General features: G+C 61.6%; 9 protein-coding genes. 5 read left to right on the top strand and 4 right to left on the bottom strand.

From position 1 onward, the window contains the following. The first annotated feature begins 25 nt into the window (after window positions 1–25). The 5 genes from FAA86_RS19490 (at window position 26) to arcC (ending at window position 5,651) form a co-directional block, all read left to right on the top strand. Window positions 26–676 (top strand): CBS domain-containing protein, encoded by a 651-nt coding sequence (locus FAA86_RS19490; RefSeq protein ID WP_009450508.1) that lies wholly within the window; start codon window positions 26–28, stop codon window positions 674–676. A 361-nt stretch (window positions 677–1,037) separates the two neighbouring features. Further along, window positions 1,038–2,471, top strand: a complete 1,434-nt coding sequence (locus FAA86_RS19495) for a YfcC family protein (RefSeq protein ID WP_009450511.1) — start codon at window positions 1,038–1,040, stop codon at window positions 2,469–2,471. Window positions 2,472–2,482: 11 nt separating this feature from the next. Beyond that, window positions 2,483–3,709 (top strand): arginine deiminase, encoded by a 1,227-nt coding sequence (arcA, locus tag FAA86_RS19500; RefSeq protein WP_136542759.1) that lies wholly within the window; start codon window positions 2,483–2,485, stop codon window positions 3,707–3,709. A gap of 12 nt (window positions 3,710–3,721) precedes the next feature. After that, entirely contained in the window at window positions 3,722–4,723 is a 1,002-nt protein-coding gene (gene argF, locus FAA86_RS19505) for an ornithine carbamoyltransferase (RefSeq protein ID WP_009450513.1), read from the top strand. A gap of 1 nt (window position 4,724) precedes the next feature. Further along, window positions 4,725–5,651, top strand: coding sequence for a carbamate kinase (arcC, locus tag FAA86_RS19510; protein WP_040672458.1), 927 nt, complete (start codon window positions 4,725–4,727; stop codon window positions 5,649–5,651). Here the strand turns inward: arcC and FAA86_RS19515 are convergent. Genes FAA86_RS19515 through FAA86_RS19530 form a run of 4 tightly spaced genes read right to left on the bottom strand, consistent with a single transcriptional unit; the run spans window position 5,635 to window position 14,409 of the window. Continuing rightward, complete coding sequence (locus FAA86_RS19515; RefSeq protein WP_009450515.1) at window positions 5,635–8,193, bottom strand: DEAD/DEAH box helicase family protein; 2,559 nt, start codon at window positions 8,191–8,193, stop codon at window positions 5,635–5,637. The two genes, arcC and FAA86_RS19515, sit on opposite strands and share 17 nt — an antisense overlap. Continuing rightward, window positions 8,193–9,995, bottom strand: a complete 1,803-nt coding sequence (locus FAA86_RS19520; RefSeq protein WP_136542760.1) for a phospholipase D-like domain-containing protein — start codon at window positions 9,993–9,995, stop codon at window positions 8,193–8,195. The genes FAA86_RS19515 and FAA86_RS19520 overlap by 1 nt, the downstream gene beginning before the upstream one ends. Continuing rightward, on the bottom strand, window positions 9,995–11,209 hold the full coding sequence (locus FAA86_RS19525; RefSeq protein WP_136542761.1) for a hypothetical protein: 1,215 nt from the start codon (window positions 11,207–11,209) through the stop codon (window positions 9,995–9,997). Before FAA86_RS19525 ends, FAA86_RS19520 begins: the two co-directional genes overlap by 1 nt. Next, window positions 11,209–14,409 (bottom strand): UvrD-helicase domain-containing protein, encoded by a 3,201-nt coding sequence (locus tag FAA86_RS19530; protein WP_205910046.1) that lies wholly within the window; start codon window positions 14,407–14,409, stop codon window positions 11,209–11,211. The genes FAA86_RS19525 and FAA86_RS19530 overlap by 1 nt, the downstream gene beginning before the upstream one ends. Window position 14,410: the final 1 nt, after the last annotated feature.

A 14,410-nucleotide genomic window follows, 5' to 3' on the forward strand; every position in this document is an offset into this window, starting at 1 on the left:
TGCGGTTTTTGAAAAGGGGTTAGACATGATCACATCCGACATCATGACGCGGGACGTTGCCACGATCAGTGTGGATGCTCATGTGCGTCACGCTGTTTCAGTCATGCTGGAGCGTGGCGTCAGCGGTCTGCCGGTGACGGATAGCGACGGAAAGCTCGTTGGGATCATTACGGAAGGCGATCTGATGTCCCGCAAGGAGATCGGAAGGTCTTTGCTCGATCGGCAGGACCATCCGATGACCGATGAGAACGATCTTAAAAATTACATTCATTGCAACAGCTGGCGCGTTGGTGATGTCATGTCCCCGGAAGTTGTGACAGTAGCTGATACCACCTCCTTGGCGACGGTGACCGAGATGATGCTGAGCCGCAACATCAAGCGTATTCCGGTAACGTCCGACCGTGCGGTTATCGGGATCGTCAGCCGCCGCGACCTTTTAAAGGCGACCTCCTTTTCGGGTATCGAACACATTGCGCGTGGAGACGAAGGTATCAGGCTTGCAGCTTCGGCGCGTATCCGCAATGACCTCGGATTTGATCCGGAAAGGCTGAAGATCGACGTGCACGGCGGGACGGTCGCGGTCACCGGAGTACATTTGACAGATCTTCAACTCCGGGCCGTGAAATGTGTCATCGAGGGCATACCGGGTGCGAGCTTCTCCGGCAAACCGACTTGATATTGTCTTCGCCCAAACCGATGTTGATCGATATCTACGCTTGGCATCCGGTATACCTTACCTGACTGCGCCGGATATCGAAGCGCGGCTCCTTTCCCAGAATTCGGTCAGCAAGCAGACAATGCAGCGCGAGATCGTTGACCGACGCTTTGGTTGAACACAACAGCCCAGGAATCAGCCTTCGGGAAAGTGCCATAGCGTTGAATTCTACTAGTCATCATCTGTTGACTCAGATCAATTCCCTGGCCTAGAAAATAAGCAATGGTCACTTTGGCTCGATGGAGAAGCCTTTCTCTGTTCCGGAGCATTCGCTTGCGGTCAGATGCCAGCTTAGCTTGTCAACTATTTCCTGGGAGGGGGTATGAGCACTGTTTCTGAAGCACCGGAGGAACGACGTTTTCAGTTCCCAACCGCATTCACCATCCTCTTTGGCTTGATCGTTCTAGTCGCCGCACTCACATGGATCATACCGGCCGGGCAGTACGACCGTGTTCAGAATGCGGCCCTGAACAAGCAAGTGCCCGTCGCCGGGACCTATGCGGTCGCTGAGCCGGCGCCGCAGGGGATAGTCGACATCATCATGGCGCCAATCCGCGGGTTCTACGACCCCGCAGCCGGCACCGCAAACGCCATCGATGTCGCTCTTTTCGTCCTGGTGATTGGCGGGTTCATCGGGGTCGTCACCTCGACAGGCGCGATAAATGCCGGAATCGAGCGCGCTATGGCCAAGCTCAAGGGACGGGAAAAGTGGATGATCCCGTTCCTGATGGCGCTGTTTGCCTTCGGCGGCACCACCTATGGAATGGCCGAAGAAACGCTCGCTTTCTATATGCTGCTGATCCCGATTATGATCGCCGCGCGATATGACGCGGTTACCGCCGTCGCCATCATCCTCCTTGGAGCAGGCGTTGGTGTCTTGGGGTCCACGGTCAACGCATTTGCCACCGTTATCGCCTCTGACGCGGCCGGCGTGCCGTTCACGCAAGGGCTGGTTTTGCGCGTCGTCATTCTCGGGCTGAGCTGGCTCGCCTGCGTTGCCTACGTCATGCGCTATGCGGAACGGGTTCGGCTCGATCCGAGCAAATCGCTCGTCTACGACATGAAAGCCGACAACGAGAAGCTTTTCCTCAGCGCTCATCACGAGGGGACGATCGACTTCACCCTGGTACACAAGGTCGTGCTTGCGGTCTTCGGCATCACCTTCGTGGTGATGATCTGGGGTGTGCTCAAGGGCGGCTGGTGGATGGGCGAGATGAGCGGTCTCTTCCTCGCCTCCGCCATTGTCATAGGCGTCATTGCGCGAACGGGTGAGAAGAACTTCACGGATGCCTTCGTTAACGGAGCACGCGACCTTCTCGGTGTTGCCCTGATCATAGGTCTGGCGCGCGGCATCGTTGTCATCATGGATGAGGGCAAGATTACCGACACCATACTGCATTGGGCCGAAGGTTCGGTCGCAGGCCTCGGCAAGGTCGCCTTTATCAACGTGATGTACTGGCTTCAGATCCTGCTGTCGTTCTTCGTGCCGTCGTCGTCGGGTCTTGCAGTCCTGTCGATGCCGATCATGGCCCCGGTCGCCGATTTTGCCGGCGTGGGCCGCGATCTGGTGGTCACTGCCTATCAGTCGGCGAATGGCATCGTGAATCTCATTAATCCGACCTTCGCCGTGGTCATGGGTGCGCTCGCCATAGGTCGCATCCCATACGAACGGTGGCTGCGCTTCATGTGGCCGCTTCTCGTGATCCTCACCGTCATCATCATGGCGAGCCTCAGCATCGCCGCCATCATCGTCTGAAGGAGATTGTCATGCCCCACGCCTACGGAGTCCATTCCGAGGTCGGCAAGCTTCGGCGCGTTCTGGTCCATCGACCTGGGGCAGCGCTTGCCCGGCTCACCCCGTCGAATTGCCACGAACTGCTCTTCGACGACGTCATCTGGGTCAAGCAGGCCCGCGTCGAGCATCTGACCTTCGTGGACGCCATGCGCCATCGCGGCGTCGAGGTCGTGTTTCTGCGCGAGATGCTGGTAGAAACGCTACAGATTCCCGAGGCTCGCCGATGGCTTCTTGAACGGCGGGTCAATGACGACACGGTTGGCGTCGGCTTCGCCGATGATCTCAGGGCGCATCTGATGGGGATCGAGGCGGACGCCCTTTCCCTGATCCTGCTGGGCGGACTGAGCAAGACGGAGTTACCGATCAAAAGCGCCGGCCTTCTCGCCGAAACGCTGCGGCCGGAGGATTTTGTCCTGCCGCCGCTTCCCAATCACCTCTTTACCCGTGACACGACCTGCTGGATCTATGGCGGCGTCACGCTCAATCCGATGCGCTGGAACGCGCGCAAGCTCGAGACCGTCAACATCGCCGCCATCTATCGCTTCCACCCGGATTTCCGCGACATGGGCTTCCCGGTCTGGTGGGGCGATCCCGACAAGGACCACGGCCTTGCCACTCTCGAGGGGGGCGACGTCATGCCGATCGGCAACGGAACGGTTCTTGTGGGCATGGGCGAGCGGACGACACCACAGGCCGTCGGTCAGCTCGCGCGGTCGCTGTTCGCACAGGGCGGCGCGGAAAGAGTGATCGCCTGCAAACTGCCTATCGAGCGCGCCTCCATGCACCTCGACACCGTCTTCAGCTTCTGCGACCGCGATCTCGTGACGCTGTTTGCGGATGTCGCCCACAAGATCGAGCCCTATTCCATTCGTCCGGGCGAGCGCGAAGGCACGATCGATGTACGCAAGGAAGAGCGGCCGCTCGTAGAGGTCGCGGCCGAGGTGCTGGGGCTGAAGCAGTTGCGCGTGGTCGAGACGGGCGGCGATGCCTATGTCGCTGAACGCGAGCAATGGGATGACGGCAACAACGTCGTGGCGCTCGAGCCTGGCGTCGTCGTCGCTTACGACCGCAACACCTACACCAACACCCAACTGCGCAAGGCAGGCGTAGAGGTCATCACCGTGCCGGGCGCCGAACTCGGCCGCGGCAGGGGTGGCGGTCATTGCATGACGTGCCCCCTCATCCGGGATCCGGTTTAAAGGAGGTCTATCATGCCCGTTAACCTGAGAGGTCGCAGTGTCCTGAAGCTGCTCGATTTCACGCCGGACGAGATCCGTTTCCTGCTCAAACTGTCAGCTTCGCTCAAGCAGGCGAAATATGGCGGCTACGAGGAGCAACGCCTGAAAGGCAAGAACGTCGCGCTGATCTTCGAGAAGGATTCGACGCGCACACGCACGGGTTTCGAGGTGGCCGCCTATGACCAGGGCGCCCACGTTACCTATCTCGGGCCAACCGGCACCCAGATCGGCAAGAAGGAGTCGATGAAGGATACCGCCCGCGTTCTCGGGCGGATGTATGACGGCATCGAGTATCGCGGCTTCGGACAGGAACAGGCGGAAACCTTGGCGGCCTATGCCGGCGTTCCGGTCTACAACGGACTGACCGACGAGTTCCATCCGACGCAGATTCTCGCCGATTTCCTGACCATGCGGGAATACACGCGCAAGCACCTGTCCCAGGTAAGTTTCGCCTTCCTCGGTGACGCCGGAAACAACATGGGCAACTCGCTGCTGGCAGGCGCCGCGCAGATCGGCATGGATGTGCGCCTCGGCGCGCCGAAAGCCTGCTGGCCTGAGGACCATTTGGTGCGTCAGTGCCAGGAGATCGCAGCCAGGACCGGTGCGAAGATCGCCCTGACCGAAGATCCTTACGAGGCCGTCAACGGCTGCGATTTCGTCTACACCGATGTGTGGGTGTCAATGGGGGAGCCGGACTCGGTCTGGAAGGAACGCATTGAACTGCTCACACCCTATCGTGTCACCGCTGGCATCATGGCGGCGACGGGCAATCCGCATGCGAAATTCATGCACTGCCTGCCCGCGTTCCACAATCGCGAGACCGAGGTCGGCGAGAAGATCTTCCAGCAATACGGCATCGACAGCATGGAAGTGACCGAAGAGGTCTTCGAGTCCGAAGCGTCCATCGTCTTCGACCAGGCGGAAAACCGAATGCACACGATCAAGGCCCTGCTGGTCGCAACCTTGGGGTCGTGACATGAGGGTCGTGATAGCACTGGGCGGTAATGCGCTCCTCAAGCGCGGCGAGCCAATGACGGCCGATGCGCAACGCACCAACGTTCGCAAGGCGGCCGCAGCGATGGCCGATCTGGCGCGCGACCATGACATCGTGGTCGCCCATGGAAACGGACCACAGGTCGGTCTCCTCGCCTTGCAGGCGGCGGCCTACAAAGACGTCGACCCCTATCCGCTCGATGTCCTGGGTGCAGAGAGCGTCGGCATGATCGGCTATCTGGTCGAGCAGGAGCTGACCAATGCGATGCCTGCGGGTTCAAGGATCGCGACACTGCTGACCCAGATCGAGGTGGACCGGGACGATCCCGCCTTCGCTCGCGCGGAAAAGCCGATAGGTCCGGTCTACACGCAGAACGAGGCGCTAAAGGCGAAAGAGGCATATGGCTGGCCGATGGTAGAAGAAGCGCAGGGCCGCTGGCGCCGGGTCGTCCCGTCACCACTACCTCAGCATATTACCCAGATCGAGACGATCAGGCTCCTTGTGGAGGCTGGCGTCACTGTCATCTGCGCCGGCGGTGGAGGTATCCCGGTCATGCGCGAAGCCGATGGGACGCTTCGGGGACTGGAAGCGGTGATCGACAAGGACAAAGCAGCCGGGCTTCTCGCCAGGGCGCTCGGGGCCGACGCTTTCCTGATGCTGACCGACGTGGACGCCGTTTATGAGGGGTGGGGAACGGTGGATAGGCGGCCGATCCGCAAAGTAACGCCTGCCGAATTGACCAGCGATATGTTCGCGGCCGGGTCCATGCGACCGAAAGTCGAAGCGGCGTGCGATTTTGCGAACGCGGGCGGGATTGCTGGAATAGGCCGGCTTGAAGATGCGCGCGGGATTCTAGAAGGGCGGCAAGGCACGTTGGTGACGCTTCAGGCGATCAATCCAGCGAGCTGATATCGCAAGCTGAGAGCGGCGGCGAAAAATCCGGCACTGCGCGCCGAACGCGGTCAGCGCAGGTTCGTTTGTCATCTATCACCTCTGACCGACCTGGAACGGGACGCAGGACATCGCCATGCAACTGCGCCCTCAGTTCCAGCCAACGCGCCTTGAGAACCTGCCAGTTGTGATCGTCGTATGTGCCACTAACGACAACAGGGTGAACCCGAATGCGGGGCGGGAGACCATCACCATGATCCCTCCATTTCCGCCATTCGCGAAGCCAAAGACTGTTCTTGCGATCCACACGCCCAATCTGCTGCTCGACAATGCCGGGATTCCACTCCGCGTGCAGTAGAATCACTGTGCGACAGGCCTCATGCAGATTCAGGCCCTCACGCCCGACGCGGGATTGCGCGAGTAGCACCATCGGCCAACTGGACGACCGGTTGAATGCAGATTGCAGCATACGCCGCGTTTGCGGTGCGGTTGCGCCTGACATCATCCTGGCGAAGTTGCCCTCGCGCCCGGAATAATCGTTCAGCCAGGCATCCAGCCTGGCTTTCTGCGTATCGTTGTTCTCTGCTTCATCATCCCCGGCAAGCTCCATGAGCAGTTTTTCGAACAGCCCGAGCATTTCCCGCCCCGTCCAGGAAGCGCCCGCAACTTCCCGCCTGCCACCAAGTGCCTCGAGCAATGCCCCGAATTGAAGGTCTTGTTTGCCGTCCTCATGGCGCAGAATCTCTGACAGAAATGCAGCAGCTCCTCCCTCCAGCGCAAGGTCTTCCAACTCCCGATGAAGCCGTGCGAGTTCAGCCCGGCGCTCGCTCGCCCACTCCTGATAGCGGGTTTTCAACATCACATCGATTTCGTCGACCCCACCCGCCACCGCAAGATCAGGATCCCTCATCGCCGCAATGACGGCTGCTATATTGCTTTCCCCGATCCCACTGGCAGGCCAGTGCTGTCCGTCTCGCAAACGACGCAGCATCTCACGCGCGTCCAGCAGTCTGGTCAGCACATTCATCGGCGTCAGGAACCTGCCGAAGACGAGCACTTTCTCGCCGGCCCGTGTATAGGCCTCGATTTGTCTCACAGCCGCCAGGATCGCAGGGTGGCTATAGATGTCGTTGCTCTCAGCGGTGAAAGCTTCCGTCCAAAACCCCGCCGGACCAACGAGTTTTGCATCTGTCATGCCAGAAGGGCTGTCTTCCTCATCCTCTCCAAAGCCGAACCCATACCCCTGGGCAACGGCGAGCCTGACCCGTTTCACACGCGGATCATCCTGAGGGAGTAACGACAGCGCCTCAGCCGCACAAAAGCGGCGCAACCAGTCACGGGTAAAACCCTCTGCCTCCGGTGAAACCGGGATATCGGTGACCTCACGATAATCACCATGACTGTCTTTGAAGACGCAGAATTCGGGGTCACTGCGTTTGTCCCGGCGCAGGACGTATGGTCGCAATGCTGCGCAGAACTGCCGGGCGGAGGTCTCGAATTCCCCGGTCAGCGTCTCGTCCAGTTCTTCGGTTTGAATCCGACGAACAACATCCACATAGCCGGTGATCCATTCCGTCAGCGCTGCGAGCGCAGTCATATCCTGATTGCCATCGCGACCATTGAGCCGCTCCAGCGTGTCGATCCACTGGCTGGAGTCCAGCTCGACCGGGGTTGCGGTCATGCCCAGACGAAAAGGATCATCCGCTTCCCAGCTTACCGGGCCGAGAATGCGCGAAAGGCTTGAATCTGCGCCGCGCGCCTTGTGGGCTTCGTCAACGACTATGAGATCAAACTGACCCAGGCCATAGCCGATCAGCGGCAGGATCCTGTTCTTGTAATCGTCCGCCGAAAGCCATTTCTGATCGCCGTTAATGGCATCGCGCGGCAGTTCGTGGTCCAGAATCGTTTGGGCAATGTGCCGCGCCGCACGGCGACTGGCATATACATAGCCCACCTCACCCGAATGGAAATTTTCGCGCATGAAGTTGCGCCGTCGGCCGTCAATCAGGCGGGCGACGTTGGGTAAGAGTTCCCGGCGCCAGCCTCCAGCGGGGCCTTCTCCACGATTGGGAAACTGCATGTTCGCGAAGGAATGAGAGATCATTATGATCTCTTCGGCGGCCCAGCCGTTCTCCGGCAACTCACGCTGCTTGCGGCGATCCGAAAGCCACTCCTTATGGCTGTGTATCCGTCTTGCGCTCCCCTCCGCATCGGTATCGTGCAAGAAACCGGAGATGAAACCATCATAGCTGCGCAGCGGCAGCAATGTCTTGTCGTCGGCGTTGAACCGTTTCAGTTCCTGTTGCCATTGTGCCCCAAGGCCCGCGGGCAGAACAATGGCGCTGCGTCCGCCCGCCTCCCGCACCGCTGCGATCAGCGCCGCCGCAATGCGGGTCTTGCCCATACCCACCTCATCAGCCAGCAGGGCCGAGCGTTGGCCCGCCCGGATACGGCACGCTAGTTCTGTGACGCTCGCCTTCTGGCCATGATCTAGCAGGGTATCATCAGACGTCCCTGCGATACGATCCAGAATGCTCGCGACCTCGTTCCAGTCCACCATCACGCGGCCTCCCGTTCCCAGAGCGATGGGTAAGCGCTGAGCTCCCACGCGACGGACACCGCCAAAAGCGCATCTCTCAATAGGTCTGGCGAAACCCCTTCCGGGCGCATACGCGGATCTGCCAGAGCAGGCAGAGGATTTGCCCTGGCGTTCCGGAAGAACTCGAGCATCGTTTTTTCGCGAGACGCGATAGCGCAAAGGTTCTGTTGCAACTCCCGACACCACCTTTGCCAGTCCCGCGGGTCCAACCTTGCCTGTGTCTCACAAAGACGCACCAGAAGTTCCATCATCCTGCGAATGGGATAGGCAGCTGGCGGAGCTTCGGTGGTATCTGAGGCGTCGGTGAGCGGCTCTTCGCCTTCCTCACCCTCATCTTCGCTGTCAGCATCACCTGGCTCGGGAAATGAGCCAAGGCTGGCAAGGATATCTTCGACCGACATATCGGAGGGGCGAGCGACAACAAGTGCTTCGGAAGAAATGACAGGCAGCCGCCAGCCGCCCTCCGCGAGTGTCACAATCGCTGGAGCCGGTGCAGGCCATGGACAAGGTGTCTGGGCCTGAGCCGCATCGACACCAATCACCATCACCGATTTGTCTTCGGGGGCCGAGAGCACCCCGTCTTGCCATATAAGCCACGCAACTGGCGGCTGGGTTTCTGGCTCATCGGGGCGCACAAAGCCTTCTCCTTGCTGCAGGGCCTCGGGCGTCACCACATCAGTGAACTGGATCGGCAAAACAGCGGCGATACCGTTCCGCGTGTCTCTGCGTCGCGGCCATTTCAGTCCTCCCGGCAGATCGACGATCACACCTGCCTCAAGGTTTCCCCCGACGCTTGCGGCACGCTCAAACCCGTTCATGCTCAGATTGCCGGATCCAAGATAAGCCCGTCCCGAGGCCTCGGTCTCGCCCGACGCCAGCACCACAAATTTTGCATGCAGGCACCCATCAGTTCCATGCAAGACAGAGCGCGGAGGGCGCAAGTTCCAGCCTGCGTCAATCAAGACACCGGCCCGGGCAGCAAGCCCCTGACAGGAGGACGGGTTAAGAAACAGGTCGAGAGCCGCTGTTTTCGTCAGGGATTTCTCCTGCACCAATGCGCGGCGCAGCCGCTCCGGCAGGCCAGCAGCACCATCGCCGTCGCTCTCGAAATAGCCAGACCCGAGGATGAGACGGTCGGCCTTCTTTTTGGTACCCAGGCGCTCGACCACCTGAGGAAACAGCGCCTGATTGCGGCTGTCGATGAAGCGGGGACGCGCGGATGACGTGGGCAAGGCTGTGATCGCGGCCTCCAGCAGGGCGTCTGGCCGGTGCCCGTCAAAACTGCGTTCGATCAGGGCGCAATCTGCCCGCTCGCGCAGCCATCCAAACATCTCATGCGCAGCGCGGATATCGGCAATGTCCTGTGCGTCAGGCACAGCAGAGTCCAGATCGATCGACCAGAACAGGTCGATGCTGCGAGTAAGCGGATCCTGTGTCCAGTTCCCCGTGCTGACAGCGAGGCGAATGACATAGCCATCTCCGCCGCGCTTGCGAAAACCCAGAAGCGCCACCTTGGCATGGAGAAGGTTGTAGCCGCGTCCCACGAGGCGCATCCACATCCAGGCAAGTCCCGGAACGTCCGAGATCGCATTCACGGTTGGATGGATGAAGGCGGCCAGCACCGGGCGCGCCATCTCGCCTGTGAATGTTCGGCGGATCTGCCCCAGGACCTGCCGCGTCGCGGTGAAGCCGCACATAAGGCCAAAGTCGCCATAACAATCTTCGGGCGGCATGAAGAGGGAGTAGAGCGTCGTGTTCTGCATCAGACGGCCTCCGATCCCGCGTCACGGCTGCCCGGGTTCACCTTTCCGGACAGCTCCGTCACCAGACAATGAAGATTGTGCAGCCGGAAAAGCTGCGGCGCGAAGGCCTCGTCCTGAGGGGGCCGGTTCTCGTCCTGGGTCTCCGAGCTGCCCCGCAACTCGCTCGCGGCCGGCCCGAGAAAAATGTGGCCTTCGCGCTGACAAATCACGGTAGAATCGCGCTCGGCCAGCCTCTGGATCAGCTGCTGATCGGACAGATTTCGGATTTCCGCGATAAATCTGCGGCTAGTCTCCACATTGCCCTGATCGACAAGCGCGCCTTTTGCCGAGGCCAGATCGCGCAATTGTTTCAGTGGCTCGGCGGCGACTTCAGCTGCGTCCGCTTCTGACAGGCGCACAGGCTGATTATCGTCGCGAAGCTTCAGCAAGTGCTGTTCCAACTGGTCCAACACCGACAACGCAGCATCGCGAATATCCATAAAAGCCGCTCCTGCGCGCAAATCCGACCAATGATCCGGCGCCAGCCCCGCCAATGCGGTTTCCTGGTCCAAATGCGCGGAGCTGGGGCCAGTGCCGAGGCGCGCCAGGGCCCGGCGCCGGGTCGAGCCGGGATCATTTCCGTCGAGCAATCGGGCAAGGATCAGTTTACGCACCGCTTCCGGGACAGCCCCAACCGGGGAAAGCACTGTCAGGGCCTCCTTCAGGCCATGTGGCTGCCTGCCATGCGCCCAGGCACCAAGCAAACGGCGCGGTTCTTTCATCGCATTCAGCTCCAACAGCTCTCTGCCAGCGCTATGTATGCGAAACGCGCCGTAGCGGCTGCCCTGCACGAACCCGAGTGCGACCAGAGGCTGCACCATCGCCATGCGGATCGGCTGAACCACATAAGTTCCGCGACGCCTGAGATTGTGGAAACTGCTATCCTTCAAGCCCTGCATCTTCCGCGCCCCTCGCACGCGGCGATCCTGCGGACCCGCGATGACTTCAAGCATGACGCGCGCTTCGACCGCGTTGCCGACAGGCAGTGCCGGCACACCAAGTTCCTCGGCGATAGAGATCGCCAGAACCGACCAAAGGATGGGCATGGGAAACCACATGCCGCCGATTCCGGGGACCGCCCGATCATTGAAATGACGAACCGCCGCCGCAAGCCCGAGGTTCTGCTGGCGCCGTTGCGAAACCACGGTATCGGGCGCAAGTATTCCCCAGGGCATCAGTTAACTCTGGCCTGTGCGAAAGCTCCCGCTGACGCGCCCTCATCTGCCAGTTCCAGCCAACCGTGATCGACCCAGAACACCGCCACGCCCTGCAGCGGATGCTGCGGGTATAGTCCGGCCAACAGTCCGGCATAGCTGGAAAGCTGTGGCCAATAGGGGCCAAACCCGTCACCGCCGCCGCCGGATTTATGGTCGATCAGCATCGCGCCTGCCGGGCCGATGGCGAGAAGGTCGAGGGCACCGGGGATCTCTGCACCCTCGGGCGTGTGGCCAAGCACCGGAATCTCGGCGCGCAGGTCCGTATAGCCCTGATCGGCAAGCCAGGCTTTCAGCGCCGTGGCGCGCTCGGCCACTAGCGCAAGAGTGGCGTCGTCAAGCCCGGTCGCGAGAGCCAAAGCCGGGGCCAGATCGGGCCGGGTCAGGTATGTGCGCAGCGCCAGATGCAGTGCTGTGCCGCGGTAGGCATCGTTCAGTGCCTTTGGCCAGGGTGCTCCGATGTTGATACGGCGGGACACGGGCGGCACCCCCGCACTACGGGTTTGCGAGGGCTGCAGCCGCCAGGGCGTCAGCGGTGTCACGGGCAACGGCGCAGCGGCACCGAATCGCAGCGCTGAGGCTGCCGCACCGCCTGCGTACTCGGTAAATCCCGCCTCTTCAGGCAGTTGCGTGATCAGCGCCGGGCAATCCACGCCATTGATACGCAGGCTGCCCGCCCCGATCTGCGGCGCGCAAGTATCGGACAGGATATGAAACAGGTTCGTAGCCTCGGGCGCGTCTTCTTCGCGGTCCTTCAGAAAACCCGGCCATTCCAGCACCAGCCGGTCACGGGCACGGGTCAGGGCGACATAGAGAAGGTTTTTCGCATTGGCTTCAAAATCGGCGCGACGGTCTTCGATGAAACGGCGGGTCGCCTCGGGCGCGGCAAAGCCGGGCGTGTGGATCAGGCTTGCGGACCCCAGCACCACCGCCATATCGTCGATGCGGTCCAAGGCATCGAAACGGGTCGCAGTGGCCCCCGCACGTTCCTCGATACCATAGTCGAACTCTGCGACGACAGTGATCGGCCATTCCCGCCCTTTGGAGGCATGCCAGGTGACGATCTCCACGGCCTCGGCGCTGTTGGCGGAAGGATCGGGATGACGGTCGAAATCGCGCTCGCCTCCACGGGCGTCGAGCCAGCCGAGAAAGACCTTGGCAGTCTCGCCGTGGAACCCCGAGGCGGATTTGAGATCGCGATGCGCGGCTTCGAACTCACCCGCCTCAGCCTCTAGCCGCAAAAGATCGGCGCGGGATTGGGCGGCGTCAGGCTGACGTTCGGCCCAGAGGCGCAGGCCGGCGGCATCCAACACCAGATCAAGGGCCGCACCCGCCGGCAGGCGGGCCAAAAGGTTCGACAGAGCGGCGAGCCGCATCAGCACCGGGTCATCCACCAACCGCCCTTCCATTTGGGCGGATAGCGCCTCCTGCAAGGGCAGCGGGTCCGGGCCAAGGGTGCGCAAGAGCAGCCCGGCATGGATATCCGCCGGATTGGCGGCAAAGGCCAGCGCGGCGCGGGCGGCAACAATCACCGGACTTTTCGCCCAGCCATCCTCGGCGATCCGCACCGGAACGCCGCGCGCGCGCAGTTCCTCGGCATAGCGGGCGGCGGTGGTGTGGCGACAGACCAACAGCGCGATATCCGAGGGCCGAGCCGGTCGGGCGGCCTTCGTGTGGCGGTCGGTGATAGTCTCAGTATCAGTCAGGATACGGGCGATGCGCTCGGCGATGTGTTCTGGGGGCTGCGAATACTTTTGTGAGCGCCGTCCCTGCGTAGCGTTCAGCACCTCGATCGCGGGACCTGCGACCGCATCGCGGGTCGGCACCAGCGGGTTATAGGCCTGCCCAAAGAGGCCAGCCCCCATCGCATTGACGAATTGCATGATGGCTGGGGTCGAGCGCCAGTTGCGGTCCAAAGGCTGGGTCGCATCGGGATTTGCCGCCGCCAGCGCTGTCGATAGGCGCGGATCGGCGCCCTGAAACCCCATGATCGACTGTTTGACATCGCCCACCAGCAGTGTGCGCGGCGCGTGTTGGCCCAACTGCCACAAAAGCGCGAATTGCACGGGGTTGGTGTCCTGGAATTCGTCGATAATGACGCAGTCGATCTCGTCCAGCACCGCTTGCCGCACGGCGAGGTCGGTGCGGAGCAGGTGCTCAGCCCCGGTGATCATGTCAGCAAAGTCGATCAGGCCGAGCGCCTTCTTGCGGGTCTCATAGGCCGCCATCACCTCTTGCGCGCAGGCGATTAGGCAGGACAGGTGCAGCTTAGCATCGGCCAGCGGGCCGGGATGGCAGGGCAGCACATCCGCCGCCGCCATGATCGCCGTGGCAAGGTCGTCATATCCCGCAGGCGTCTTGCTGGAGCGGTTAGAGATGAACAGGCTGCGCAGATCGTTCCAGACCTGCCAATCCCGATCCAGAAGATCGGGCGCGCGATCAACACGTTTGAAAAGCGCGAGGTTTTTCTCCAGCTTCTCGACATTGGTTTTGGCGGTGATCCCGGCCATGCCTCCCTCGGGAAAGGCTGCGATCATGACCTGCACGGCCGTCTGCAACGCGGTGGTCGCGGCGATAGGGTCATCCAGAACCGGCCCGTAAACCGCATCCAGCCGCGTCAGTGCCGGAGCGATCAGGCCAGCGTCACGCCCCTTGTCCCCAAGGCCGCGCAAGAGGTCGATCATCGATAGCACCCGGGCGCGCAAACTGTCTTCGACCGTCTCGCCCTTCACGAAGTTCGGGGCGTAACCGAACCGCTCGGGCGCGGCCTTGATCGGGTCCAGCGCCTTGGCATGTGCCAGTGCCTGACGGATCAGCAGATCCCGCTCGGCATCGCCCAGATGGCGCGGCTGCGGCGAGGCGCCAGCCGCCAGAGCATGTTCGGTCAAAAGCCGCAGGCCCAGTCCATGTATGGTCGAGACATAGGCGCGCTCGACCGCCATCGCCTCGGCGACCAGTCCATCGGCCAGAAGGCCGGCACGGATCCTTTCGCGCAACTCGCCAGCCGCGGCCTCGGTAAAGGTGACGGCAAGGATACGTTCGGGCCGGACAATGCCGCGTTTCACCCAATCGGACAGCTGGGTCTTGATACGGTGGGTCTTGCCCGCGCCGGCACCCGCGGGAACGATGACCAGACCTTGATCTGCATTGACGGGGGCCATG

This window comes from Rhizobium rosettiformans W3 (assembly GCF_004912135.1).
Classification (GTDB): Bacteria; Pseudomonadota; Alphaproteobacteria; order Rhizobiales; family Rhizobiaceae; genus Allorhizobium; species Allorhizobium rosettiformans.

Excerpts from the sequence above, each read along its gene's own strand:
- FAA86_RS19490 (WP_009450508.1), top strand. The coding sequence starts at position 26 with ATGATCACATCCGACATCATGACGCGGGACGTTGCCACGATCAGTGTG.
- FAA86_RS19495 (WP_009450511.1), top strand. The coding sequence starts at position 1,038 with ATGAGCACTGTTTCTGAAGCACCGGAGGAACGACGTTTTCAGTTCCCA.
- arcA (WP_136542759.1), top strand. The coding sequence starts at position 2,483 with ATGCCCCACGCCTACGGAGTCCATTCCGAGGTCGGCAAGCTTCGGCGC.
- argF (WP_009450513.1), top strand. The coding sequence starts at position 3,722 with ATGCCCGTTAACCTGAGAGGTCGCAGTGTCCTGAAGCTGCTCGATTTC.
- arcC (WP_040672458.1), top strand. The coding sequence starts at position 4,725 with ATGAGGGTCGTGATAGCACTGGGCGGTAATGCGCTCCTCAAGCGCGGC.
- FAA86_RS19515 (WP_009450515.1), bottom strand. The coding sequence starts at position 8,193 with ATGGTGGACTGGAACGAGGTCGCGAGCATTCTGGATCGTATCGCAGGG.
- FAA86_RS19520 (WP_136542760.1), bottom strand. The coding sequence starts at position 9,995 with ATGCAGAACACGACGCTCTACTCCCTCTTCATGCCGCCCGAAGATTGT.
- FAA86_RS19525 (WP_136542761.1), bottom strand. The coding sequence starts at position 11,209 with ATGCCCTGGGGAATACTTGCGCCCGATACCGTGGTTTCGCAACGGCGC.
- FAA86_RS19530 (WP_205910046.1), bottom strand. The coding sequence starts at position 14,409 with ATGGCCCCCGTCAATGCAGATCAAGGTCTGGTCATCGTTCCCGCGGGT.